Origin of the sequence: Streptomyces hirsutus (genome assembly GCF_001418415.1) — a bacterium.
GTDB classification, from domain to species: Bacteria; Actinomycetota; Actinomycetes; order Streptomycetales; family Streptomycetaceae; genus Streptomyces; species Streptomyces hirsutus.
In genome coordinates this window covers 1-22,554 of sequence record NZ_LIQT01000175.1, presented here as the reverse complement: position 1 = coordinate 22,554, position 22,554 = coordinate 1, and the positions used below count along the sequence as shown (strand labels likewise).

Sequence of the window (22,554 nt, the reverse complement as noted above, 5' to 3'; positions counted from 1 at the left end):
CTCGGAAGGTCTCCTCGCCCACGCCGGGGAGGTGCTGCGGCCCGCCCTCGACCTGTACCTGGACCTGCACGCGCATCCGGAGACCTCCGGGCAGGAGGAGCGCACCGCCGGCCGTTTCGCCCGGTCCCTGGAGGCGGCCGGGTGCGCGGTGACCCCCCGGGTGGGCGGCCACGGCGTGGTCGGCGTCCTGCGCAACGGGGACGGTCCCCGGGTGTGGCTGCGGGCCGAACTCGACGCGCTCCCGGTCGAGGAGCGGACCGGACTGCCGTACGCCGGCCGCAACGGCGCGATGCACGCCTGCGGCCACGATCTGCACATGGCCGCGGCCACCGGTGCGGCCGCTCTGCTGGCCCGTCTGGCCGACCGGTGGCGGGGCACCCTGGTGGTGGTGGGGCAGCCCGCCGAGGAGACGCTGAGCGGGGCCGGGGCCATGCTGGGGGACGGTCTGTACGACCGGTTCGGCCGGCCCGACGTCGTGCTGGCCCAGCACGCCGCACCGCTGCCCGCGGGCACGGTCGCGCACGCGCCGGAGCGGGTGACCATGACCGCGGCCGGCGCGGTGCTCGACGTCCTGTTGCACGGGCGGGGCGGCCACGTCGCCACCCCCCACCTGGCGGTCGACCCGGTGGTCGCCGCGGCCCATGTGGTGACCCGGCTCCAGGGCGTCGTGGCCCGCGAGACCGCGCCCGCCGACCAGGTGACCCTGACGGTGGGCACCCTTCGGGCCGGGACCGCCGCCAACGTCATCCCCGAGGAGGCCCGGCTGGGCATCGCGCTGCGCGCGGCGAACGATGCGTCCCTGGAGCGGGCGCTGTCCGCGGTGCGCCGCGTCGTCCTCGCGGAGAGCGCCGCCGCGGGAGCGCCGCACGAGCCGGAGGTGACGGTCTCCTCCCGCTCCGCGGCTCTGCTGTGCGACCCGCGCCGCGCCGCGTCCGTACGGCGGGCCCACTCCGCGCTCCTGGGCGCCGGGCGGGTACTGGACTGGCCCGGCTCGATGGCCACCGAGGACTTCCCGCTGTTCGGGGACGCCGGCGCTCCCGTCCACGGCCTGCACGGAGTCCCGTTGGTCTACTGGATGCTGGGGGTGGTGGGCGCGCGGGAGTGGCACCGGGCGATGGCGGGCGGCGCCGAGGCCGCGCCAGCCCCGAACCATTCCCCTTTCTTCGCCCCGCACGTCGGGAGCGCCCTGCGACCCGCGATCGGCGCGCTGGCGGCCGCCGCGGTGGACCGGTTCGCCGACGGGTGACGATTCACGGCCGGGACCTGACCGGGCCACCGCGACGCGGGGCCCGGTCAGGGAGCAACGGGTCGCCCCGCGCCCGCTGGGCACCTGTCAACGGCACACCACGCAACGGTCGGACGGTCTTCGGAGCAACGATCCCGGCGCCGCCCCGGACTTATCACGAGGCATGCGGCAGCTCGAGCCACTCCTGCCAGCTGATGTCGCGGCCCAGGCAGCGGGGCTGCTGAAAGGGCCAGTCGGCGGCGATCCACTGCGGCACCAGCGCGTCCAACGCGCGCTCCGCCTCGCCGCCGACCAGATCGTCCACCACCCACCAGGAGACGTCGCCGTCGGAGCCGGTGCGCTCAGGCGGGTCGATGTAGACGCAGCCGAGGATCGCCGTCTCCTCCTCGTCCAGCAGCGCGTAGTTGAACGACTGGTGCGCGGCTGTCTCCTTCTCGTGCCGCAGCAGGTCGATACGGTCCTCTTCGTAGGTCATCGTCTCCTGGGGCCAGCCCCAGGCCGGGCCGAAGATCTCCCACAAACGCTCTCGGGAGCCCATCACGGCGGGGTAGTCGATCGCGGTGTCCGCCTCGCGGATCGGCCGCAGGTGAAGCGCGGTGCCGGGCACGGGCACGTGGACGGGGTGGACGAAGTCGTCGGGCAGCCAACTCATGGGCGCCGAGGCTACAGTCGGCCGACCGGATCGCCCACCGGAATAGGTGCGGGCGCCATGGCGGACGACCACCGGGCTTCGACAAGCCCGCCTGTCGAGCAGAAATTCACCCCGGGGGCGCGCTGATCGGGCGACGATGATGTGCGGCCCTGGGGCGGGGCCGCCGTCCGGTGGGGCGTGAGGCCGCGTCAGACCGCGCATTCGCCCCCCTCGCCGCACCTCCCCAGTGCACCGTCGCCGAGCCCTCGGCGCCCTCGGGAACGTCCCCAGCGCCTCCTTCTCGATCCCGGCCCGGGCCCGGCCCCCTTCCGTGGCGGCGCTTCGCCTCCTCTCGTAGCCGCGCCGGAGATTTCGCCGTTGACAGATGCGGCTAACGAGATTAGCTTTCAGCTAACACTATTAGCCACGTCTGGGGAATGTCATGACCGAGCACCTCGCCGTCGACGGCGGCACGATCGCTTACGAGGTGGCGGGGTCCGGCCCGCTGATCGTCCTCGCGCACGGGATGGGCGACAGCCGCGCCGCCTACCGTGCGGTGGTCCCGCAGCTGGTGGCCGCGGGTTACCGGGTCGCCGCGGTCGATCTGCGCGGCTGCGGCGAGTCCGGCACCGACTGGCCGGCCTGGAGCCGCACCGCCATCGCCGGTGACCTGCTCGCCGTGATCCGCCACCTGGGCGGCCCGGCCGCGCTCGTCGGCCACTCGGTCTCCGGCGGCGCCGCCACCATCGCCGCGGCACAGGAGCCCGCCCTGATCACCGCGGTGGTCGAGCTGGCGCCGTTCACCCGCAAGCAGTCGCTCCGCCTCGGCGATGTGCGGGTGAAGCGCTTCCGGCAGGGCATGCTGCGGCTGCTCGGCACGGGCGTCTTCGGCAGCGTGCCGCTGTGGCGCTCGTACCTCGACCTGGCCTACCCCGGCGTGAAGCCGGCCCACTGGGCCCAGCGGCTCGGCCGCATCGACGCCCTGATGCGCGAGCCGGGCCGGATGAAGGCCCTGCAGAACATGGGCCGCAGCGCCCCGACCGATGCCGGCGCGCAGCTCGGCAACGTCCGCTGCCCCGTCCTGGTCGTGATGGGCACACTCGACCCCGACTGGGCCGACCCGCACGCCGAGGGTTCGGCCATCGTCGATGGCCTGCCCTCCGGCCTCGGCCACCTCGAGATGATCGAGGGCGCCGGGCACTACCCGCACGACCAGTTCCCCGACCAGGTGGTTTCGCTCATGCTCGCCTTCCTCCGACCGGACACCGCTCGTGCCTAGGGCCGGCCTGGACCCGGCGGGCGTGGTCGCGGCCGGCGCCGCCCTCGCCGACGAAGTGGGCCTGGCCAACCTGACGATGGGTTTGCTGGCCGCACGGGTGGGCGTGCGCACCCCGTCCCTGTACAAGCACGTGGGCGGTCAGGAAGACCTCAACCGGCGCATCGCCGTCCTGGCCTTGCGCGAGGCCGCCGAAGCCGTCGGCGGCGCGATCCAGGGGTACGCGGGCCGTGACGCCCTGGCGGCCGCGGCGCGCGCCTTCCGCACCTTCGTCCTGGAGCACCCCGGCCGGTACGCCGCGACGATCGGCGTCGAGCCGTCCGGCCCGGACGACCCGCTGGCCATCGCGGGGCAGCGGCTGCTCGGCGCGTTCACGGCGGTCCTGCGCGGCTACGAGATCGACGAGTCCGACGTGGACCACGCCCTGCGCATGCTCCGCAGCCTCTGCCACGGCTTCGCCACGTTGCAGGCGGCCAACGGCTTCCAGTGGAGCGCCGACATCGACGAGAGCTTCGAGTGGCTGATCGCCTTCGCCGACCGGGGCCTGCGAACCATGTGAAAACGCCGCCGCCGTCGATCACTTCGGTCCCGGCGGACGCGAGAACGCCCCGCAGCCGCCTCCCGCCGCCGACGCCCTCTGCACCTCGATTACGGCAACACCCGGCGAGTTCTGGACAGCCATTGGCGTTATTGAGACTCGCGGATGTTCACGAGATGTGACGCCCGTGAACATCCACCGCCTGCGAGGGGGGCGGGAGTGCCGTCCCGCGTCCTGCGTCCTGCGTCCTGCGGGCGCATTCCTCGACTTCCGGCACCGTTCCGGAATGCATGATTCCGTGACATCCGTCACGCCGCGTCCCGATCTATCCGTGCCGCTTAGTAGGACCCGCTCCGGCGACATAAAGGATTTGTCCGGCTTGCCGTGAACGTGGGATGGGCCGAGGCGGGTGGTGATCCGGTGGGGAGCCGAGAGCCACGGTTCCTCCGCCGGGCAGAGACTCCTGACGAGGCAGCAGTCACCCCGAGAGGCCCGTCGCGAGCAGGTCGGCACGCTCTCCCGCCCGCCGCAAGGACCTCGCAGAGCTACGAAGCGCAGTAGTGCGAAGGCCCTTTGCGCCCGGTGCCGGACGGTCCCAAGAATGACCAGCCTCCGGACAGCAGGGGTGAGACACACATGGGAAAGCATCGTCATCAGCAGCGCTACCGTCGGCCGATCGTCACGGCAATCGCCATGGGCGTCATAGGCATACCCTCGGTCGCCATGGCTTGTGCCGACTGGCCCGACAGCGGGCAACGGCAGTATCAGGACACCGCCACCCCGGTCACGGCCGAGGACAGGTGGGACGACGCCGGCCGGCACCCCCAGGGGAACAGCCGTCAGCACAGCGAGCCCACAGCGGCGCCGTCGACCACACCGACCGCCACCGCGAGCGCTTCGAAGACCGGGGCACCGCGGCACGGCAGCGCCAAGCCGTGGCACAAGCCGAAGAAGACGGCCCTCCAGACATCCACCTCCAAGCCCACCGCCACGACTCCGAAGCCCACCGCCACGGCCCCGAAGCCCACCGCGGCCGCTCCGGACCCCACCACCGCGGCGCCGAAGCCCACTACGGCCGGCCCCGAGCCCACCGCCAGTGCCTCGAGTCCCGCCGCGACGGGCGCCCCCGAGGCTTCCGGAGCCGTCGCCAGGGTCGTGGAAATCGTCAACGCCGAGCGCAGCAAGGCTGGTTGCTCCCCGGTGGCGGTGAACACCACTCTGACCGAGGCCGCGCAGAAGCACAGCGAGGACATGGCGGCGAGCGGCAACATGTCGCACACCGGCTCGGACGGATCCTCGCCCGACGACCGCATCACACGTGCCGGCTACAGCTGGAGCACCTACGGCGAGAACGTCGCCTACGGCTACTCCACTCCCGAGCAGGTGATGGCCGGCTGGATGGCCAGCCCCGGCCACAAGGAAAACATACTCAACTGCGCGTTCAAGGAGATCGGCGTCGGCCTCGCGCAGCCCGGTGACTACTGGACCCAGAACTTCGGCACGGCCCGGTAGGCGCCGTACGCTCACACACCTCGGTGGCCTGCCGTCGGCGTGACGTGCACGACGAGCGACGCGTCAGTCCCACCAGAGGTGGTTGAGCTTGGCGTGAAGAAGCACAACTGCCCCCGAAGGATGACGGGGTGCTCAGGGTGGTGGCGTGGCCCCGAGCACCCCGTCACCGGGGCAGCGAGCGGGGGATCCAGGTCAGCGTCGGCTCCTGGAAGCCCAGCCGGAGCCGATTCCCGCCACATGCAGAGCCAGGGCAGTCAGCCCCAGCAACATCACATTCACCGAAGAGAACACATCGTTGGTGCCGATGTCCGCCGCGTTGATCAAAAACGCGAGAAAGAACAGTACCGCCGCCACTATGCCCAGCATGAACAGGCTCCTCTCCAAAGGGTGAAGCCCGTATGCCCAGACATCACCCTCACACGCCTGGCGCGGCGACTGAGCTCTTTCAGCATCTCCTCCACGGGGAGAAGTTGGCTGCGGCGATTGGCGTCATCCGGTTCGGGGTGATGCGTGACCTGCGGAAGATCCGCGAGGACTTCAGTCGGGCCATGCCGCGCTCGAGGGGTGCACGGGACCGGGCGAGCGCGCGGTTGACAGTGCGCCGGGTGGGTTGGGTTCGCCGTCGGTGGGCGCTTGAGGCCGGTGGTCGGTTACCCGGGGGCCGGCGCCCTGGTCGGACGGCACCGACCCACGGCCGTATCCCGACCTGGCGGCAAGCGGATGCGAACAGCGTCTCGTCAGGCACGTCCCGTCCTCCACCGCCCTGCGATCACCCCCTCGACGGCGCCTGCGGGGACCGGGCGGTTCTCCCGCTCATGTGTTGCCGTCCGCGCTCGGCGGTGGCCGTCAGTCCGCGAATCGCAGCACCGGTTTCAGGACCTGACCGCCCGTCGCTTCCGCGGCCGCCTCGTCGATCCGGCTCGGCTCGTACAGGCGTGCCATGCGGTCGAACGGCAGTCTTCCCGAGCGGTAGAGGTTGGCCAGGGCGGGGATGAACGCCGTCAGATCGCTGTCGCCCTCGGTCACACCGCGGATCGTGCGGCCGTTGAGCAGGAAGTTGACGTCGAACGTGCCGTCCGTGCCGACCGGAGGTGCGCCGACGACCGCCACCGTGCCGTGGCCGAGCGCCAGGCAGTCGATGGCCTGGCGCAGCAGGGCCGGGACACCGCTGCTCTCCAGGGCACGGTCCACGCCTCGGCCGCCGGTGATCTCCCGCAGTCGTTGTGGGGTGTCCTCCTGATTGCCGTTGATCGTGTGCGTGACGCCCAGCTCTCGGGCCGGTTCCAGCCGCGAGGGAACGATGGCGACGGCAATGATCTTCTCGGCCGGGGCGAGGGCGGCGGCCATGACGGCGAAGAGGCCGACGGCCCCGGCTCCGCACATCGCGACGGACCCGCCGGTGCCGGGCCGCAGCTCGTTGAGGACGGCGCCCGCGCCGGTCTGGATGCCGCAGCCGACCGGGGCCGGCGGAGCGAGTTCGTCCTCGTCGGGACGTGGCTCGTCCACTTGGAGGGTCTCCCGGGCGAAGGTCCCGGTGCCGGGACGGACGACTGCGGCTTCGGTCTCGGGCATGGCGTCCTCCTCGCGGTGGTGCGCGTTTCGGCCGGGTACGCGGCACGGGCCGGTCAAGCGGCCCGAACCGCCTGCTCACGACACATGCCGGGGCCACGGAGCGCGTCCCGGCGCGGACGGACCTCAAGCCCCGACGACCGTGCCGGCTCCGCCGCCTCCCGCTCGAACCCTTCGGGGCGGTTCTTCCACTCCGCCACCATGAGTCACTCCCCCTGGCGGAACTGGCGATGCCTCTTTTGCGCTCCTTTACAACTTGCCAGCCGTTCAGTGCTTCACACGCTCCCCTTTGTTGGGTTTGAATCCTGGGGAAGGTGAAGTGCCGCTGTTTCCGGACTGCGCCGGCACCATACAAAGTTGGCCAATCAGCCATGACGGGCATGATGAACCATTCGATCACCTCCGATCGGTTCTTCCGTTCAGAGTTCACAATCCGATCGCTCGAATACCTCCTCCACCCTAGGCGTCACAGGCATACCGGGAGGCACAGGAAAGCGCCTCTTCCCCGAGTTCTCTGCAGAGGCCATTTCCTTACGCCGAGCCCATTGGGCCAAATCCACTCCCTGCGCTTCCTGTTCATTTCATCGGTAAGTGCGCTTACCTTTTAGAGCAATCCCGGAGGGGTCCTCTTCCGGGATTTCCGCTCACCTCGGGAGGAATCATGAGGCGTCCCCTTCGCGCTCGTCTGGCGGCTGCGGTGGTCACCGCAGCCGCCGTCGGCGGCACCATGCTGGTGACCGCGCCTTCGGCGCAGGCCGCGCCCAGCGACTGCACGTCCTACCTCGCGTCCCAGGGCTACTCCAGCACCGACACCAACCTCGCCTGCACGATCGGCGGTTCCGGCCTCCCGGCCGATCAGCTCCTGTGCCGCGTTCTGCTCATGAACGTGTCATCCGTGCCGGCGCTCATCGCGGACAACGCCTGTCGCGCCGCAAAGGCGTAAGCCACAGCAGGACACCAAGACCCGGGGAAGGCGCCCGAAACGCCTTCCCCGGGTCGTGTCAATTCTCCCCCACCAGAAAACCCGCAACACCGTGCCGGCCGATACCGGCCTCTCGGTGACCGACTTCGCGGCCGATCCGACACGGTGAGGGCGCGGATCACGCGGGCGAGCGCAGGCCACCTGGTGACGGCTCGTCCGTACACAGGGCGAACCGTGAAGCTGATCCCTCGCAGTGGACACCCTGGCCGTTCACTGCGGCCCCGGGCCCGCAAGGACGATTCCCAGGTATCCGAACACTTTAGCGCCGACGGAAGCTCGGGGGAGGAACCGGTCCGGGCGCGGGCAGAGAACGCACGATGTCCGAAAGCGGAGAAGGAGCGGCAGCCGGAGCGTGAGATCCTGCGCCGCACGGCCGGCTGTTTCTCCCGGAAAACGAACTGACGCGCCATCAGTGCCCGACACCGCATCAGCGAGTCAAGCCCTTGCCCTCTCATTCCACCCGTCTCGCTCGCGACCGTGGCAGCACCGCACCGAAGGTCAGCAGACCCATGGGATTGCCGACCTCGACGATGAAGCCCTTCCACAAGGCCCGGCCCGCACGGCCCGCTGTCGGCGCGGTCCGCCGCTGCGCCCACCAGCAGCTTGCGGCGCCGCCAGGATGGAACACCGAGGTGGACGAGGTAGAGGTAAAGGACGCCGGCGAACTTCAGGATCGAGAACATCAGGAAGGGCCGGGCCGACCCCCCGGCCCGAGTGCCGCCGGCACCACCTGGAGAGCAACCCGGCCCCCTTCCTCCGTGCGGTCTGCGTTACATGCGGTCCGTGGGCCACGGGTTCGACCGTCCGGGTACGCGGGGTCCGGAAGCCGGGCGTCAGGAAGGCCCGGCCAGGAAATCGGACAGGCCGGCCAGGAGCCGCTCCACATCTTCCGTGTTGTTGTAGGGGGCGAGGCCCACACGGAGCCCTCCGGTGTCCGAGAGGCCGAGCCTGCGGGAGGCCTCGATCGCGTAGAACGACCCGGACGGCGCGTGGACACCGCGTTCCGAGAGGAACCGACAGGCATCCGTCGTACTGCGACCGTCGACGGTCAGCAGCAGGGTGGGCGTACGGTCGGTGGCGTGGGAGTGGACCGTGACACCGTCGAGGGCACTCAGTCCCTTGTCGATCTGGGCCCGCAGGTCTTCCTCGTGTCCCTCGAGCGCCGTGAAAGCCGCGGCCAGTCGCTGACGCCGGGTGCCCGACGCGCGTGCGTCGAGTCCGGCGAGGAAGTCGACGGCGGCACGGGTGCCCGCGAGGAACTCGTAGGGCAGCGTGCCGAGTTCGAAGCGCTCCGGAACGACGTCGGTGGAGGGGAGCAGCTTGTCGGGATGCAGTGTCTCCAGCAACTCGGGCCGGGCGGCGAGCACTCCGTGGTGCGGACCGAGGAACTTGTACGGGGAACAGGTGAAGAAGTCCGCGCCCAGCTGCTCGACGTCGACCAGGGAATGAGCCGTGTAGTGCACACCGTCGACGTACATCAGCGCGCCCGTCTCGTGCACCAGGCGGGAGATCTCGGCGATCCGGGGACGCGTGCCGATCAGGTTGGAGGCGGCGGTCACAGCGACCAGCCGGGTGCGTTCCGAGAGCACTGCCCGGATGTCGTCGGCGGTCAGTTCCCCGGTGGCCGGATCGAAGTCGGCCCAGCGTATGGTGGCGCCGGCCCGGGCTGCGGCCTGGACCCAGGGGCGGATGTTCGAGTCGTGGTCCAGCCGGGTCACGACCACCTCGTCCCCCGGCGACCACGTCTTGGCAAGGGTGCGCGAGAAGTCGTAGGCGAGCTGCGTGGCGCTGCGCCCGAACACGATCCCGGCCGGGTCCGCTCCCAGAAGGTCGGCCAGCGCCTGCCGGCTCGCGGTGACGATGCTCTCGGCGTTGCGTTCCCCGATCGTCCCGTGTCCCCGGTTCGACAGCGGACTGCTCAGCGCGTCCGAGACGGCCTCGATGACGGGCCGGGGGGTCTGGGTGCCGCCGGGGCCGTCGAAGTGGGCTGTTCCGGCGGTCAGTGCGGGGAACTGCGCGCGGATGGTTTCGACGTCGTACGTCACGAGAGCTCCTGTTCGTCCGAGGGTTCCCTCCCGCGGTTCCTGCCCCGGTACGGGCCGAAGGAGAGGGCCCCGGCGTGGGTGACTGCCCACCGGTCGGTCCTGTCCCCGATTCTGTCGTCCCCGGCCGGAGCAGGACAGAGGCAGACGATCACGAGTTGGACCCGGCCTCGTCCCGCTCCGTGGCCGGTCACCGTCCTTCGGGACTGTGCCGAGTGCGGTCGCCGGTGGCGCTGTCGTGGTCGACCGTCCGTACGGCGCGGTCGATCGGTTCCTGGGTGTTGCTCACTTGGGGCGGCCGTGGGTGTTGCTCACTTGGGGCGGCCGCTTGAGAGCGCGGTGGGTCACCAGGGCCCGCGGGTCGTCGTAGCGGGCGGGTGGTGTGTCGGCGACGGGTGACGCGGCAGAGTCACGCGGCCCTCCTGCGGAGCCTCGGCCGCCGTGCCGTTCGCAGCGGCGCGTCGGCGGTCATCGTGTGGTCGGCCCACGGAAAGCGCCGCAGCAACGCACCCAGTGGTGACGATGGGCCTCGGTGCTTCCCCAGGAGTCGTCGGGTCGGCATGCGGGCCCGAACACTCCGGACTAGCGTGAAACGAGACAGCGGCAGCAAGCAGCGCACCCCTAAGAAGGTGACGCACATGCCGGACAGGCAAGGGGCCGTACTGTCGACCGCCGCTGCTCAGGCGCTGGCGGACGAGCTTCGCTCCTCGTTCCAGGGCGAGGTGATCGAACGCGGGCACCCCGGCTACGACGAGGCCCGGGCCGTGTGGAACGGGCTGATCGACCGTCGCCCCGCGCTCATCGCCCAGTGCTCCGGTACGGCGGACGTGGTCGAGGCGGTACGGGTCGCGCGCAAGCACCGTCCCCTCGTCAGCATCCGCGGGGGCGGGCACCAGGTGGCGGGCAGCGGGGTGTGCGACGACGGGCTGGTGATCGACCTGTCGCGCATGAAGGGCGTGCACGTCGACCCCACGGCCCGCACCGCGCGGGCCCAGGCGGGTGTGACCTGGGGTGAGTTCGACCGCGAGACCCAGCTGCACGCTCTGGTCACGCCGGGCGGGGAGATCTCGGCCACCGGGATCGCCGGTCTCACGCTCGGCGGCGGCTTCGGCTTTGTGATGCGGACGTTCGGCCTGAGCTGCGACAGCGTCCGCTCGCTCGAGATCGTCACCGCGGACGGCGCGGTACGCACGGTGAGCCGGGAGGAAGAACCCGAGCTGTTCTGGGCGGCGCGCGGCGGGGGCCGGGGGCTCGGAGTCGTCACGTCCTTCGAGTTCGGCCTCCACCCGCTCGGGCCCGAGGTGGCCGGTGTGCTGGTTCTCCATCCCTACGAGCGTGCCGAGGAAGTGCTGCGGGCCTGGCGGGACGCGACGTACACCGCGCCGGAAACGGTCACGCCGGAACTCCTGCTCTGGAGCGTCCCCGCGGACCCCGCGATCCCGCAGGAACTGCACCGATCGAACTGTGTGATGGTCGGCGCCGTGTACGGGGGCCCGCCGGGCGACGCTGCGACCGCCGCGCTGGCGCCGCAACGCGAACTGGGGCCACCGCTCATGGACTTGAGCGGAACCGTTCCCTACGTCGCGCTGCAGAGCGCGAATACCTGGCGGTTCCCCGACGGTGAACGCTATTTCATGAAGTCGCACTTCATGGACGAGCTGAGCGACGAGGCCATCAGCACCCTGGTGGAGTGGTACTCCCGGAGGCCGACTCCGGAGAGCCTGATCGTCGTGCGCACCCTGGGCGGCGCCGTGGCGCGCGTCGGCCCCGACGACAGCGCGTTCGCTCACAGGTCCGCGCGCTACAACGTGAGCATCGACGCGGGTTGGCGGGACCCGGCGCTGGACGAGACCGCGATCGGATGGGCACGCTCGGCGTGGGACGCGATGAAGCGGTTCTCGAGCGGCGGGACGTACCTCAACTTCGCCGGGCTCGGAGAGGACGCGAACGAGCTGCGCGGCGCGGTCTTCGGTTCGCACGAGGAGCGGCTCGAGCACACGCGCGCCGCGTACGACCCGGAGGGCCTCTTCGCACCGGCCGCGGGCAGGCCGTGAGCTTGTGAACAGAGGGTGAAGGGGTTCAAGGACCGGGTGCACGTGGACTTCCCCGTTCCCGCCAAGTGCAAGGAGCGGGCCGAAGCCACCCCTTAAAACAACTGCGTCGGCCGGCGAAGCCCCCGGCAGCCGCCGGCCGCACCACTCGACCGACGACCGGCCTCGCGAGGTGAGCCCGTGCTCTCTTGACGAAAGGTGTACGTGCCGCAGGGTCCCACCTGCCCGGGCGGAGTTCTCCGCGTCGTTCCATGGCGTGCACACGGCGTCGGAGCCCGGACGCCGGAAGGGGCGTGCGGGCTCCGACACCGGGGACGTCACTCCGAGATGTCGACCTTGCCGTTGGCGGGCTCCACGGGAGCCGGCGTCGTCGACGTACCGCGCTGGGTGAGCCCCTGGAGGAGCTGGGCGAGGTCGACGCCGGTGGCGGAGTTGAGGAGCTCCATGCCCTGGACCACGTTGTCGGTGACGGTGCGCGTGAGCTGTCCCGCGCCGTCGGTGGAGATGACGGTCAGCTTGTCCACGGCGGCCAGCGGCTCGGCGGCCTTGCCGACGACCTGCGGCAGCACCTCGACCAGCATCTGCAGCACCGCCGCGTCGCCGTAGCGCTCGAAGGCGTCGGCCTTCTTGTGCATGGCGTCGGCCTCCGCCGAGCCCTTCGCGGCGATCGCGGCGGCTTCGGCGTCACCCTCGAGGCGTACGGCGTCGGCGAGCGCCGCGCGGTGGGCCTTCTCGCCCTCACCGGTCAGCCGTGCCCGCTCGGCAGCCGCCTCGGCCTCCTTGACCGAGGCGATACGACGGGCCTCGGCCTCCTGCTCGGCCTGGTAGCGGGCGGCGTCGGCGGGCTTGCGGACCTTGGTGTCCAGTTCGCGGTCGGTCAGCGCGGCCTGCCGGGCTGCGACCTTCTCCTGCTCCTGCAGGACCTCCTGCCGCCGGGCCGCCTCGGCGAGCGGGCCGGCGGCGTCGGCGCGGGCGGCGGCCTCGTCCGTCTCGGCCTTGATCTCGGCCTGCTTCAGGGCGAAGGTCCGCTGGGCGATCGCGATCTCCTCCTCCGCCTTGAGCCGGGCCTGCTCGGAGGCCCGCCGGGCGACGGCCTCGGCGATGTCGGCCTCCTGCTTGGCGCGGGCCGCCTCGGGCCGGCCCAGGTCCTCGAGGTAGGAGCCCTCCGTGGTGATGTCCTGGATCTGGAAGGCGTCCAGCACGAGCCCCTGCCCGGAAAGGCTGGCCTCGGCCTCCTCCGCGACCTGTCCGGCGAAGGCGGCGCGGTCACGGATGATGTCCTCGACGGACATGCGCCCGACGATGGAGCGCAGCGCGCCGGACAGCACTTCCTGGGTGAAGCCGACGATGCCGTTCTGCTGGTCCAGGAAACGCTGGGCAGCGGCGCGTATCGAGTCCTCGGTGCCGCCCACCTTGACGATGGCGACACCTTCGAGGTTCGCCTTCACCCCGCGCAGGGTGACCGCGCCCCGGACGGCCACCGGGATGTGCCGGCTGGACAGTTCGAGGGTGAACTTCTGCTGGACGAAGGGCACGACGAAGACACCGCCGCCGACCACGACCTTCTGGCCGCTGTTGTCGGTGAAGATCCGGCCGGTCTCGGGGTCGGTGGACTTCTTGCCGCGCCGGCCGGTGACGATGAACGCCTCGCTGGGGCCCGCGACCTTGTAGCGGGTGACCACCACGAGGGCCAGCAGGACCAGGAGTACGACGACTCCTACCACTGCTATCAGTACAGAACTCATATGTATGGAATCCCCTCAGCCCTCCCCGGGGGACGGCGATGTGGTTCGGATCGAACGTGAACGTGGGCTACGCGAAAACAGGAGACGCGGGAGACAGGCCGACCGCGGAAACGGAAGAGGCGGGCGGGTGGGGCGGCGCGCCGCGGTGACGTACCGGTCAGCGCTCGACCGGCCGGACCGCCACCGATGTCGTGGACAACGCGGACTCCACCCAGACCTCGGCGCCCCGCGCGATGGGCCCTGAACTCTTCGCGGCCAGCTTCAGCGGCTGCCCGGCGAGATACACCAGCACCTCGCCGTATCCCTCGGCCGGGATGGCGGTCACCACGGAGCCGGAGGTGCCGACGAGATCTCCGCCGCGCGGGGTGGCAGCGGTCTGGTCCCGCATGAGGGCGCGGCTGAGCTTCCAGGTCAGCCACCCCGCGGCGGCCCCGGCCACGACGCCGGCCGCCGTCGCTCCGGTGACCCCCAGGTCCGTCGTCCCGAGGACGATCGCGCCGCCGAAGCCGAGCATGGACACGAACCCGGCGATGACCGGCAGTGACAGGAGCCCGTCGAACAGCCCGTCCAGCACGCCGCCGAACACGCCTTCCAGGATCCCGTCGAAGATCAGTGAGAACAGCAGCAGAACCAGTCCCGCGATACCGAGACCCACAAACCAGTCCATTCGGGCCCCGCTTTCACTCGATGATCTCCCGCATCCGGATACTCCCATACAACCCGGCTCGAACACATTGCCGGAACCCGGCAATCTTTACGCGTTCTTAATGCCGCCTTCCAGCGGACCTCGGGGTTCCGCTCCCGCTTCGGCCGCGGTACGGGCCGCGTGGACGCGAGGCGCGCGTCCCGCAGTCCTTCGCGTCTCGGCCCGGGGCGTGGCGGGGAGCCGGGGGCACGCAGCCGTTGCCCTACTCCGGCAGGATCGACGTCCCTGGGACGCACCGGGGGCCATGGGCGTCGTCCTCGGTGCGGGCCGTCACCGAGCGAGTCCGCCGCCATCGGCTGCCCCCCTTCCCGACCGTCGGATCGGTCGTGAAGAGGTCGGCGAGGTCGAACCCGTCGCCGTGTTCGTCGGGCTGCTCCTCAGCCCGCAGCGCGGCCCGGATGCCTCGGGGCTTGAGCGTCCCGAATCGGACGCCGAGGCGGAACGTGCCGGGTGCGGGCTTGCCCCCGGACGTGTGCGGCAGGACGTGCAGGCGGGGCGGCCCGGGGAGAGGCGGGCGATCGCATCGGTGTCGATCGCGACCGGCAGAGGTGGCCGCAACGGCGTCACGGACGGCGCAGGCGGGTGGTGACGGCCTGTTCCGTACCCTGGCGGTATGCGCATGCGCCCCACTCTGAACTGGCCCCCCGCCGAGGATCCGTTGCCGGGCACCACGGATCTGGAGCCGGTCGCCGAGGCGCTGAGCACCGGCGGCGTGCTGGTCCTCAGCGGGGCGGGCATCTCCACGGAGTCGGGCATCCCCGACTACCGGAGCGAGGGCGGGAGCCTGAGCCGGCACACCCCGATGACCTACCAGGACTTCACCGCCGGCCCCCACGCCCGACGCCGGTACTGGGCGCGCAGCCACCTCGGCTGGCGCACCTTCGGCCGCGCCCGCCCCAACGCCGGACACCGGGCCGTGGCCGGGTTCGCGCGGCACGGCCTGCTCACGGGTGTGATCACCCAGAACGTCGACGGCCTGCACCAGGCCGCCGGCAGCCAGGGCGTCGTGGAACTGCACGGAAGCCTGGCCCGGGTCGTCTGCCTCTCCTGCGGCATCCTCAGCCCCCGCGGCGAACTCGCCCGACGGCTGGAGGAGGCCAATGCGGGCTTCGAGCCGGCGGCCGCCGCAATCAACCCGGACGGTGACGCCGACCTCACCGACGACCAGGCCAAGGACTTTTGCGTGCTGCCCTGCACGGTCTGCGGCGGCGTCCTCAAACCGGACGTGGTGTTCTTCGGCGAAACCGTTCCGCCACAGCGGGTCGAGCACTGCCGCACACTGGTCCGCGAGGCGACCTCCCTGCTGGTCCTGGGCTCCTCACTGACGGTGATGTCCGGGCTCCGCTTCGTCCGCCAGGCGGCCCGGGCCGACAAGCCCGTACTGATCGTCAACCGGGACCCCACCCGGGGCGACCGACACGCCACCACCCGGGTCGCACTCCCCCTGGGCACAGCCCTCACCACACTGGCCGACCAGCTGAACATTCCCGTCGACGACGGGTCGACGGACCGGGTGAAGCCATGACGGCGGAGGGAACGCCACGGACTCCTCGAGCCGGCTCCTCCTGTCGACGCAGAGCCGCAACGCCGAGCGTGCTCAATGGTCCTGGGCGGGGTCGGACCGACTGTGGCGTTGCTGCTCCGGTTCGGGGTTCGAACCCGTGAGGGTCCAGCTCGCGAGGAGATCCAGAGCCCGTTTCGACGATGACCCGACCTCGGTGGTGTAGAGGAACAGGGTGGTGTCGGGGTCTCCGGGCAGGGTGAGGGTTTCGTAGGCGACGGTGAGGTCACCGACGAGGGGGTGGTGGAGGCGTTTGGATCCGTGGGTGCGCTGGTGGACGCGGTGCTGCTGCCACCCGTGGTCGAACTCCGGGCTGCGTTCGCGCAGTTCTTCGACGAGCGCCGTCGTGGCCCGGTCGTGGGGGTCCCGGCCCACCTCGAGTCGCAGACTCTCGACCGCGGCGCGTGCCTGTTCCTCCCAGTCCAGGAACAGGGTGCGGGTGTGGCCGTCGAGGAACATCCAGCGTGCGTAGTTGCGCTGCCCGGGCGGCAGTTGTTCGAAGTCGGCGAAGAGCGCGCGTGCCATCCGGTTGGCGGCGAGGATGTCGGTACGACGGCCCAGGATCAGGGCGGGTTCACCGTCGAGGGCATCGATGAGCTGGTAGAGGCCCGGTCGGACGCGCTGGACCCCGACGGGGCGCCGGCGGGCCGACGCGGGCACCGTGGTCACCCCGATCAGGTCCCGGAGGTGGGCCTTCCCCGCGGCGTCGAGGTTGAGGGCACGGCCCACGGCCTCGAGCACGGCGGATGAGGGTGTGATGCGCCTGCCCTGTTCGAGGCGGGCGTAGTAGTCGGTCGACACTCCGGCCAGAAGGGCGACCTCCTCGCGGCGCAAGCCCGGCACGCGGCGGACCCGGCTGTCCGGGGGGAGGCCGGCTCGGGAGGGATCGACCTGTCCTCGGGCTCGTCTCAGGAAGTCGGCCAGTTCACGATTGGTCTCAGCCACGCCTACCAGTCTCTCCCATGTCGGGCGTTCCTGACTGGCCCTGGGAGTCCTGGGTCGCTCCGTCCGCGCCCTCCCAGGGCGCGATATGCGCATCCACGGGGGGATGCGGTGGACCACGCTGAATGTGCCGATCCCGAGAAACCGCTCGGGGCGGACCCCGACATCCGTTACGAGGTGTGGACGACCATGGCTTTTCCCACTGACCGCTCTGTGATCCGGTGTGTGACCGGTACGTCCCGTGGCCTGGGACCGGACCTGGTCAGGCAGCCGCTGGAGCGTGGGGACAGTGTCGCGGCGACGACGCGTTCGTCCGCGAGATGGTCGACAACCGCCTCGAGTTCCACGGCAGCCGGCACGGCAACCCGGCCAAGGGCCCCGAAGCGATCATCAACCGGGCCGTGAGCGGCCAGGGCCCGATGCGCCAGATCCTCTGCTCGGACTCCCACGCCTACGCCACCGCCAAGGTCCAGGCCCTCCAGGTCCTCCAGGCCAACCTGGACGCCACCGCGGAGACCGCACCCACCACCGGCTTCCCCGCCATCACCTGACCCCCACCACCTGCTCTCCCACCGCACCACCACGGAGAGGAACTGCCCCATGAGCAAGATCCTGATCATCATGTCGGCTGCCGACGTCTGGGAACGCACGGACGGCTCGGCGTACCCGACCGGCTATTGGGCCGAGGAACTGGCCGCTCCGCACGAGAAGTTCGTCCAGGGCGGCTACACGGTCGACTTCGCCTCGCCGGGCGGAGTGCTGCAGCCGCTCGACAGGCACAGCGCCGACCCGGAGATCGCCGGGGTGGACTGCGCCCGTTACGTGGAGTACGCGGAGAAGGCCCTGCGGGAGTTCGGCCCCCTGCTGAAGCTCGACGAGGTCGACGTCAACGACTACGTCGCGATCGTCCTGCCCGGCGGCCACGGCCCGGTCGTCGACCTCCACCAGGACGCCGACCTCGGCCGTCTGCTGACCGCCGCGGACGCGTCCGGGAAGATCATCGGAGCCGTCTGCCACGGCCCGGCCGCCCTGCTCAGCGCCGTGGACACGGAGGGCGAGTGGCTGTTTGCCGGCCGGAGGATGACTGCCTTCACCGACGAGGAGGAACAACTTTTCGGAACGGCCGAAGGTGCTCCGTGGCTGCTCGCCGCCCGACTGCGGGAGAGGGGCGCCGACCACATCGGCGGGCCGGCCTACCAGCGGCACACCGTGCGGGACGGCAACCTGTTCACCGGGCAGAACCCGGCGTCCAGCGCCCGCATGGCCGAGGACATGATCGCGGCCCTCGGCTGAACGCACACGCCCGGGGCACCATGCCTCGAGCAGTACATCGGCATGCTGCCGTTCCCGGTCTCGCGCGAGCGTTCCGAGGACGGCAGCTCCCGCTTCTGGCCTTTTTCCACGGCCTTCATGATCCCGCGGAGGAACGAAGAGTTCTGGTGGGACACCCCCTGCACAAGCAGGCCGGCGGCCGGTATGGAGAAGGAGAGTGCCGGTGCGGGTCCACCGGTCGTCCGGGTGGGTGAGAGGACCGTGTCCTGGCCGGTCGGCTGCCGTCGGCTCCTCCACCGCTACGAGCGCAAGGCCGGACACTTCCTGGCCTTCGCCGGCATGGCCTCGACCTTCATCCGCCACCGCACCCTCAGCAGAAATCAGCACTCGTCGTGCGGAACCCCGCACGATGATGAGCCGCTTGAAGGAAATCGCTGAACCTGATCCGTGGCCCGCCTGTGGCAGGAACACCTGAACACGCCTTTCCCCGCCGGACCACGCGGTGCGAAGCGGGCAGGTGTTGACCCGGTGGTGCTCGACGCCGACGTTGCCGGCCACGCGTCCGTCCGGCGAAACAACGGCGGCTCCCTCGACGCAGAACATCAGAGGGTCCTGCGCCCCGCATCTCCGAGCTGGACCAGATCCTGCCGCTGCTCAACGAAGCAGAGAACCTCCGATACCGGCAGCGCCTGCGCCGTCCGGCTCGACTCGTCCCGGATGCCGGGCCACAACCCACCGGACGAAACGACGGCCAAGAACGGGAACATGATGTTCCACCCGGAACTCGGCGAGGAGCACCGGGAAAGCCGCGTGCGGTATTGACGACCGGTGCCGCCCGACCGATTCGCGGCGACCTTACGGCACGATTCCTGAAGACCGGTGGTACACAAGCGGGCAGTGGTCTCTCACAGCACGCACTCCCCCACTGCGCCGTGACAGCCGAGAGGCTACGCACGGCCGAGGGGCAACCCTCTGCTCCACCCCGTGCGTTCTCCCGTCCCGACGCGTCATGCCGTGTCCGGTTCGGGATGTCCCACTCCGTGAAGGAGCGGCTCACGCAAGGGCGAGCAGAAAGCCGTCCAACTCACATAAGGAATTGCTCACGAAGTAGAGAGATGTCTACTCGCCAGTATCATCACTGCCCAGGACTCCCGCAGCCGGAGCATCCGTCCCGGCCCTGCTCTGCCACTGACCAGGGCTTGCCCCGGCAACGAAACAAGGAGGAGCGCATGTCCCACAGCACAACTTCACTCACCGGATTGACGTCGCAGTACGCCAAGCAGGTAGCCGGCGACCTCGAACACAATGCCAAGGAGCAAGAACGTATCGCCACGGAAATCACCGCGTTGCAGCAGCAGTTGGCTTCCCTGCAGCAGGACCACACGATTCTGGTGAGCATGCAACAGGCCCTCGGCATCGCAGCGACGGCGCCAAAGCCCGTGAACAACGGCAGCACTACGGTGCCCTCCCCCCGGAAGAAGACCCCTGCTGAGCCTCGAAAGCAGACGAGGAAGGCCACAGCCGAACAGCCGACGGACAAGAAGCCGGCCGCCGACAAGCGCACTGCCGGGAATACTGCCCGGAAGACGGCTCAGCCCACGCTGATCGAACTCGTCGGCCGCCACCTGACCGAACAGAGCGAACCGCGCTCAGCAGCGGAAATCACCACGGCACTCAGCCAGTCCCACCCCGACCGCGGCATCAAGACCACCGTCGTGCGCACCACCCTCGAGAATCTCGTCGCCAGGAGCCAGGCTCAGCGCACCAAGCAAGGAAACTCCGTCTTCTACACCGACACCAACTCCCCCGAGCCCACGCGGACGCCCGCATCCGAGACCGGATCCGAATCAGCTGAATGACAGGGCGTCCGATGGCGGATCGAGCCCCCAGTCGGCCTGCGCTTCTCGTAACAGGCGCCAAAGGCCCTGGCCACGCGGGCCACACGGTACTCGTCACGGTCGGCAAACGGCAGACAAGCGCGCTTCCCCGCCCTCACCGAACGGCTCGGGCTCTCACGCGGTGCGGACATCGTCCAGCAGCAAACTCCCTGTGAATACAGGACCCTGAGGGAGTGTCAGTACTGGATCGGCTCCCACTCCCACGAGGCGGTGTTCCTGCTGTGCGTTCCGGCTACGCGTACCAGCCGCGCACAGCAGCCGCAGCCGGAGCTGTTCGCACAGGTGGATCCCAGATCCCCGTGAAGGCCTCGCGGGGGCAGGGCGCCGGCACACGCCCGGCCGGCCCCCGCCGGGCATGAGAGGAATCCTCTCGACGTCGCCAGAATCCTCTGACTGACATCAGAGAATGGATACGGCACAAATCGACCAGGTGTGGCGGTTCAACCGCACCGTCACCGAACGTGTGGGCGTGCTTCACGATCAGTACCTGGGCCGCGACCGGCCCATCGGTGAGGCCCGGCTGCTCTGGGAGATCGGCGAGCAGGGCCAGGACGTACGGCGGCTGCGCGAGCGCCTGGGACTCGACTCCGGATACGTCAGCAGGCTGCTGCGCTCCCTCGAGGCCGACGGCTTGGTGGGCGTGGAGCCGCACCCCCGGGACAGGCGGGTGCGCACCGTCCGGCTCACCGACGCGGGCCGCGCCGGGCGTGCCGAACTCGGCCGTCGGAGCGACGACCTGGCCGGCCGCCTCCTGGGACCGCTCAACAGCACCCAGCGCGCCCGGCTGGTCGCCGCCATGGCCGAGGTCGACCGGTTGCTGAGCGCCGCGACGGTCACCCTGGACGTCGTAGCCCCGGACCACCCCGACGCCGAGCACTGTCTGCTGTCCTACTTCGCCGAACTGCGGGAACGCTTCGAGACCGGCTTCGACCCCGCACGGAGCCTGCTGCCCGACGCCACGGAACTTTCCCCGCCGCAGGGCCTGTTCCTCATCGCCCGCCTGCACGGCGAGCTCGTCGGCTGCGCCGGCCTGAAGCTGCCGCCCGGGGCGCCGGCGGAGGTCAAGCGCATGTGGGTCGCACCCCACGCCCGGGGTCTCGGTCTCGGCCGCCGGCTGCTGGCCGAGTTGGAGGCGACAGCCTCCCGGCACGGCCGCGAGGTCATGCGCCTGGACACCAACACCGTCCTCGACGCCGCGATCGGCCTGTACCGCTCCTGCGGTTTCCAGGAGGTCGCCGCCTTCAACGACGAGCCGTACGCCCAGCACTGGTTCGAGAAGCGGCTCATCGCACCCTCGGCAGGATGACGGCGCGGGTCACGGGCAGGAGGCGCGCGTCCTGTACTCCGGCACCGGACCCTCGGGCCACCATGGCGGGGACCAGCGCGCGGTCCAGCCGGACGGCGGACAGCAGGTTGAGCGCGAGCTCCTCCGCCCACAGGTCGTCGTCGAGGACCGCGTAGCCGCCGGCCGGGGCGTGGGAGCCGCCCACGACGTGCACCAGGATGTCCGGGGCGCCGACGAGTTCGGCCACTCCCCCGGCGGCCTCGGCGACGCCCCCGGGGGTGCTGAGGTCGGCCTGTACGAACGGGAAGTCGTGCGTCTGCGCATGCGTACGGGCGAGCGTGACGACACGCGCCCCCGCGTCCCGGAGCCGGCGTGCCGTCGCCAGGCCGGTTCCCTTGCTGCCGCCCGCCACCACCGCGACGCGGCCGTCGAAATCGTTGTCGTTCATGCACGCGACCATGGACTCTCCCGCGGGGAGAGGGTCAAACGCACAGGTCCCGGCCCATGCTGTGATGTCCCGGTTCGGCGGGCAGGGCCGCCCCTGCGACCTGTCGGCCTCAGGGCCGGAGCGACCGTCTTCGGCCGGGTCGGATGACACGGAAGAGGTCAGTGGCGGCGCGGACGTCGGTGAGGTCCTCGATCGAGCGGAGGTTGTCGCACAGGGCGTCCGGGACCGAGCCGTCTTCGGCGGCGGGCGGGGATCCGGCGGCCACGCCGAAGACGCGGAAGCCCGGCAGTCGTTCAGCGTGGTTCCAGCCACGCATCCATTCCTCGGTGACGCCGCAGTCGTCGTCGGTGAGCATCACGATGCCGCCGCGCGCGGGTGGCCTCGTCGAACTCCTCCAGCAGTTCGGCGGTCGCGGTCAGGGGCGTCCGGGAGCTGGTGCCGCCGCCGAGGAAGGTCTCCGCGAAGTCGAGGACCCGGTCGATGCCGGCGGGCCCCTGCTGCCCCAGGTGCGCCTCCAGACCGAACTCCGGGGCCGATGTCCCCTTCCGGTACATGAGTTTCTCGACGACGGGCAACTTGAAGTCGAAATCTCGGAAGACGGCCGTGGAGGGCAGGTCCATCACACCGACGTGGCGACGGGCCCGGGCGTCATCTGCCCGGTTCCGGCAGGTGGGCCCGCCCCGCCGCGCTAGGGCGAGGCCGTCACCGGTGGTGCGCTGGGCGCGGCGGTGGGTCGGGGCGTCGGGGCGTCGGGGCCGTCGGTCCGGGCCTCTTCGCTGGGACGAGGGCTGACGGGCCGGGGTGTTGCCGACGGATCGGGCGCGGGCGAGGGGCTGCTCGCGGGAGGCGG

General features: G+C 70.7%; 20 protein-coding genes and 3 pseudogenes. 13 read left to right on the top strand and 10 right to left on the bottom strand.

The genetic code is table 11. The features are described 5' to 3' along the window. Window positions 1–31: 31 nt before the first annotated feature. Complete coding sequence (locus tag AOK11_RS14210) at window positions 32–1,246, top strand: amidohydrolase (protein WP_063793474.1); 1,215 nt, start codon at window positions 32–34, stop codon at window positions 1,244–1,246. Window positions 1,247–1,400: 154 nt separating this feature from the next. Here AOK11_RS14210 and AOK11_RS14205 read toward each other — a convergent pair whose 3' ends face one another. Continuing rightward, window positions 1,401–1,898: a GNAT family N-acetyltransferase gene (locus tag AOK11_RS14205; RefSeq protein WP_055594072.1), complete on the bottom strand. Its 498-nt coding sequence runs from the start codon at window positions 1,896–1,898 to the stop codon at window positions 1,401–1,403. Between the two features lie 421 nt (window positions 1,899–2,319). Here AOK11_RS14205 and AOK11_RS14200 point away from each other — a divergent pair, with 421 nt between their 5' ends. The 3 genes from AOK11_RS14200 (at window position 2,320) to AOK11_RS14190 (ending at window position 5,203) form a co-directional block, all read left to right on the top strand. Further along, on the top strand, window positions 2,320–3,156 hold the full coding sequence (locus tag AOK11_RS14200; protein WP_055594071.1) for an alpha/beta fold hydrolase: 837 nt from the start codon (window positions 2,320–2,322) through the stop codon (window positions 3,154–3,156). 22 nt (window positions 3,157–3,178) lie between these two features. Continuing rightward, a complete protein-coding gene (locus AOK11_RS14195) occupies window positions 3,179–3,712 on the top strand; it encodes a TetR/AcrR family transcriptional regulator (protein ID WP_055594070.1) in 534 nt (177 codons plus the stop codon). Between the two features lie 615 nt (window positions 3,713–4,327). After that, on the top strand, window positions 4,328–5,203 hold the full coding sequence (locus AOK11_RS14190; protein ID WP_055594069.1) for a CAP domain-containing protein: 876 nt from the start codon (window positions 4,328–4,330) through the stop codon (window positions 5,201–5,203). Between the two features lie 192 nt (window positions 5,204–5,395). On the opposite strand, the gene AOK11_RS43420 is transcribed toward AOK11_RS14190, so the two are convergent. The 3 genes and pseudogenes from AOK11_RS43420 to AOK11_RS14185 all read right to left on the bottom strand — a co-directional run bounded on the left by AOK11_RS43420 (window position 5,396) and on the right by AOK11_RS14185 (window position 6,775). Beyond that, a complete protein-coding gene (locus AOK11_RS43420; protein WP_167353794.1) occupies window positions 5,396–5,569 on the bottom strand; it encodes a hypothetical protein in 174 nt (57 codons plus the stop codon). Between the two features lie 79 nt (window positions 5,570–5,648). Then, window positions 5,649–5,850, bottom strand: a pseudogene (locus tag AOK11_RS39840) (IS5/IS1182 family transposase); the annotation flags it as partial. 199 nt (window positions 5,851–6,049) lie between these two features. After that, a complete protein-coding gene (locus AOK11_RS14185) occupies window positions 6,050–6,775 on the bottom strand; it encodes a zinc-binding dehydrogenase (RefSeq protein WP_079034830.1) in 726 nt (241 codons plus the stop codon). 658 nt (window positions 6,776–7,433) lie between these two features. Between AOK11_RS14185 and AOK11_RS14180 the strand changes: the two genes are divergently transcribed. After that, window positions 7,434–7,715: a hypothetical protein gene (locus tag AOK11_RS14180; protein WP_141666071.1), complete on the top strand. Its 282-nt coding sequence runs from the start codon at window positions 7,434–7,436 to the stop codon at window positions 7,713–7,715. 872 nt (window positions 7,716–8,587) lie between these two features. Here AOK11_RS14180 and AOK11_RS14175 read toward each other — a convergent pair. Beyond that, entirely contained in the window at window positions 8,588–9,799 is a 1,212-nt protein-coding gene (locus tag AOK11_RS14175) for a cysteine desulfurase-like protein (RefSeq protein WP_055594067.1), read from the bottom strand. 635 nt (window positions 9,800–10,434) lie between these two features. On the opposite strand from AOK11_RS14175, the gene AOK11_RS14170 reads away from it, so the two are divergent. Beyond that, window positions 10,435–11,850 (top strand): FAD-binding oxidoreductase, encoded by a 1,416-nt coding sequence (locus tag AOK11_RS14170; protein ID WP_107098585.1) that lies wholly within the window; start codon window positions 10,435–10,437, stop codon window positions 11,848–11,850. 314 nt (window positions 11,851–12,164) lie between these two features. Here the strand turns inward: AOK11_RS14170 and AOK11_RS14165 are convergent, their stop codons facing one another. Both AOK11_RS14165 and AOK11_RS14160 read right to left on the bottom strand, forming a co-directional pair. Next, a complete protein-coding gene (locus AOK11_RS14165; protein ID WP_055594065.1) occupies window positions 12,165–13,592 on the bottom strand; it encodes a flotillin family protein in 1,428 nt (475 codons plus the stop codon). Between the two features lie 157 nt (window positions 13,593–13,749). Then, window positions 13,750–14,259 carry a hypothetical protein gene (locus tag AOK11_RS14160; protein ID WP_055594064.1) on the bottom strand — a complete coding sequence of 170 codons (510 nt, stop codon included), beginning with the start codon at window positions 14,257–14,259 and terminating at the stop codon, window positions 13,750–13,752. Between the two features lie 652 nt (window positions 14,260–14,911). On the opposite strand from AOK11_RS14160, the gene AOK11_RS14155 reads away from it, so the two are divergent. Beyond that, window positions 14,912–15,823 carry an NAD-dependent protein deacetylase gene (locus tag AOK11_RS14155; protein ID WP_055594063.1) on the top strand — a complete coding sequence of 304 codons (912 nt, stop codon included), beginning with the start codon at window positions 14,912–14,914 and terminating at the stop codon, window positions 15,821–15,823. Between the two features lie 72 nt (window positions 15,824–15,895). Here the strand turns inward: AOK11_RS14155 and AOK11_RS14150 are convergent, their stop codons facing one another. Beyond that, window positions 15,896–16,804, bottom strand: a complete 909-nt coding sequence (locus AOK11_RS14150) for a helix-turn-helix domain-containing protein (RefSeq protein WP_055594062.1) — start codon at window positions 16,802–16,804, stop codon at window positions 15,896–15,898. Window positions 16,805–17,121: 317 nt separating this feature from the next. Here AOK11_RS14150 and AOK11_RS14145 point away from each other — a divergent pair, with 317 nt between their 5' ends. The 6 genes and pseudogenes from AOK11_RS14145 to AOK11_RS14125 all read left to right on the top strand — a co-directional run bounded on the left by AOK11_RS14145 (window position 17,122) and on the right by AOK11_RS14125 (window position 21,277). Beyond that, window positions 17,122–17,352 (top strand): Rossmann-fold NAD(P)-binding domain-containing protein, encoded by a 231-nt coding sequence (locus tag AOK11_RS14145; protein ID WP_055594061.1) that lies wholly within the window; start codon window positions 17,122–17,124, stop codon window positions 17,350–17,352. Between the two features lie 49 nt (window positions 17,353–17,401). Continuing rightward, window positions 17,402–18,094, top strand: coding sequence for a type 1 glutamine amidotransferase domain-containing protein (locus tag AOK11_RS14140; RefSeq protein WP_055594060.1), 693 nt, complete (start codon window positions 17,402–17,404; stop codon window positions 18,092–18,094). 225 nt (window positions 18,095–18,319) lie between these two features. Further along, window positions 18,320–18,448, top strand: a pseudogene (locus AOK11_RS44875) (IS5/IS1182 family transposase); the annotation flags it as partial. A gap of 153 nt (window positions 18,449–18,601) precedes the next feature. Then, entirely contained in the window at window positions 18,602–18,895 is a 294-nt protein-coding gene (locus AOK11_RS42820; protein WP_157869358.1) for a hypothetical protein, read from the top strand. Window positions 18,896–19,302: 407 nt separating this feature from the next. After that, window positions 19,303–19,932 carry a hypothetical protein gene (locus AOK11_RS14130; protein WP_055594058.1) on the top strand — a complete coding sequence of 210 codons (630 nt, stop codon included), beginning with the start codon at window positions 19,303–19,305 and terminating at the stop codon, window positions 19,930–19,932. A gap of 445 nt (window positions 19,933–20,377) precedes the next feature. After that, window positions 20,378–21,277, top strand: a complete 900-nt coding sequence (locus tag AOK11_RS14125; protein ID WP_055594057.1) for a bifunctional helix-turn-helix transcriptional regulator/GNAT family N-acetyltransferase — start codon at window positions 20,378–20,380, stop codon at window positions 21,275–21,277. Here AOK11_RS14125 and AOK11_RS14120 read toward each other — a convergent pair. After that, a complete protein-coding gene (locus tag AOK11_RS14120; RefSeq protein WP_079034831.1) occupies window positions 21,255–21,704 on the bottom strand; it encodes an SDR family NAD(P)-dependent oxidoreductase in 450 nt (149 codons plus the stop codon). The two genes, AOK11_RS14125 and AOK11_RS14120, sit on opposite strands and share 23 nt — an antisense overlap. A gap of 109 nt (window positions 21,705–21,813) precedes the next feature. Next, window positions 21,814–22,195: pseudogene (locus AOK11_RS39835) on the bottom strand (vWA domain-containing protein); the annotation flags it as partial. Between the last annotated feature and the right edge of the window lie 359 nt (window positions 22,196–22,554).

Coding starts and splice junctions, on each gene's coding strand:
- AOK11_RS14205 (WP_055594072.1), bottom strand. CDS start 1,898: ATGAGTTGGCTGCCCGACGACTTCGTCCACCCCGTCCACGTGCCCGTG.
- AOK11_RS14200 (WP_055594071.1), top strand. CDS start 2,320: ATGACCGAGCACCTCGCCGTCGACGGCGGCACGATCGCTTACGAGGTG.
- AOK11_RS14190 (WP_055594069.1), top strand. CDS start 4,328: ATGGGAAAGCATCGTCATCAGCAGCGCTACCGTCGGCCGATCGTCACG.
- AOK11_RS43420 (WP_167353794.1), bottom strand. CDS start 5,569: ATGCTGGGCATAGTGGCGGCGGTACTGTTCTTTCTCGCGTTTTTGATC.
- AOK11_RS14185 (WP_079034830.1), bottom strand. CDS start 6,775: ATGCCCGAGACCGAAGCCGCAGTCGTCCGTCCCGGCACCGGGACCTTC.
- AOK11_RS14180 (WP_141666071.1), top strand. CDS start 7,434: ATGAGGCGTCCCCTTCGCGCTCGTCTGGCGGCTGCGGTGGTCACCGCA.
- AOK11_RS14170 (WP_107098585.1), top strand. CDS start 10,435: ATGCCGGACAGGCAAGGGGCCGTACTGTCGACCGCCGCTGCTCAGGCG.
- AOK11_RS14165 (WP_055594065.1), bottom strand. CDS start 13,592: ATGAGTTCTGTACTGATAGCAGTGGTAGGAGTCGTCGTACTCCTGGTC.
- AOK11_RS14160 (WP_055594064.1), bottom strand. CDS start 14,259: ATGGACTGGTTTGTGGGTCTCGGTATCGCGGGACTGGTTCTGCTGCTG.
- AOK11_RS14155 (WP_055594063.1), top strand. CDS start 14,912: ATGCGCATGCGCCCCACTCTGAACTGGCCCCCCGCCGAGGATCCGTTG.
- AOK11_RS14145 (WP_055594061.1), top strand. CDS start 17,122: ATGGTCGACAACCGCCTCGAGTTCCACGGCAGCCGGCACGGCAACCCG.
- AOK11_RS14140 (WP_055594060.1), top strand. CDS start 17,402: ATGAGCAAGATCCTGATCATCATGTCGGCTGCCGACGTCTGGGAACGC.
- AOK11_RS14130 (WP_055594058.1), top strand. CDS start 19,303: ATGTCCCACAGCACAACTTCACTCACCGGATTGACGTCGCAGTACGCC.
- AOK11_RS14125 (WP_055594057.1), top strand. CDS start 20,378: ATGGATACGGCACAAATCGACCAGGTGTGGCGGTTCAACCGCACCGTC.
- AOK11_RS14120 (WP_079034831.1), bottom strand. CDS start 21,704: ATGAACGACAACGATTTCGACGGCCGCGTCGCGGTGGTGGCGGGCGGC.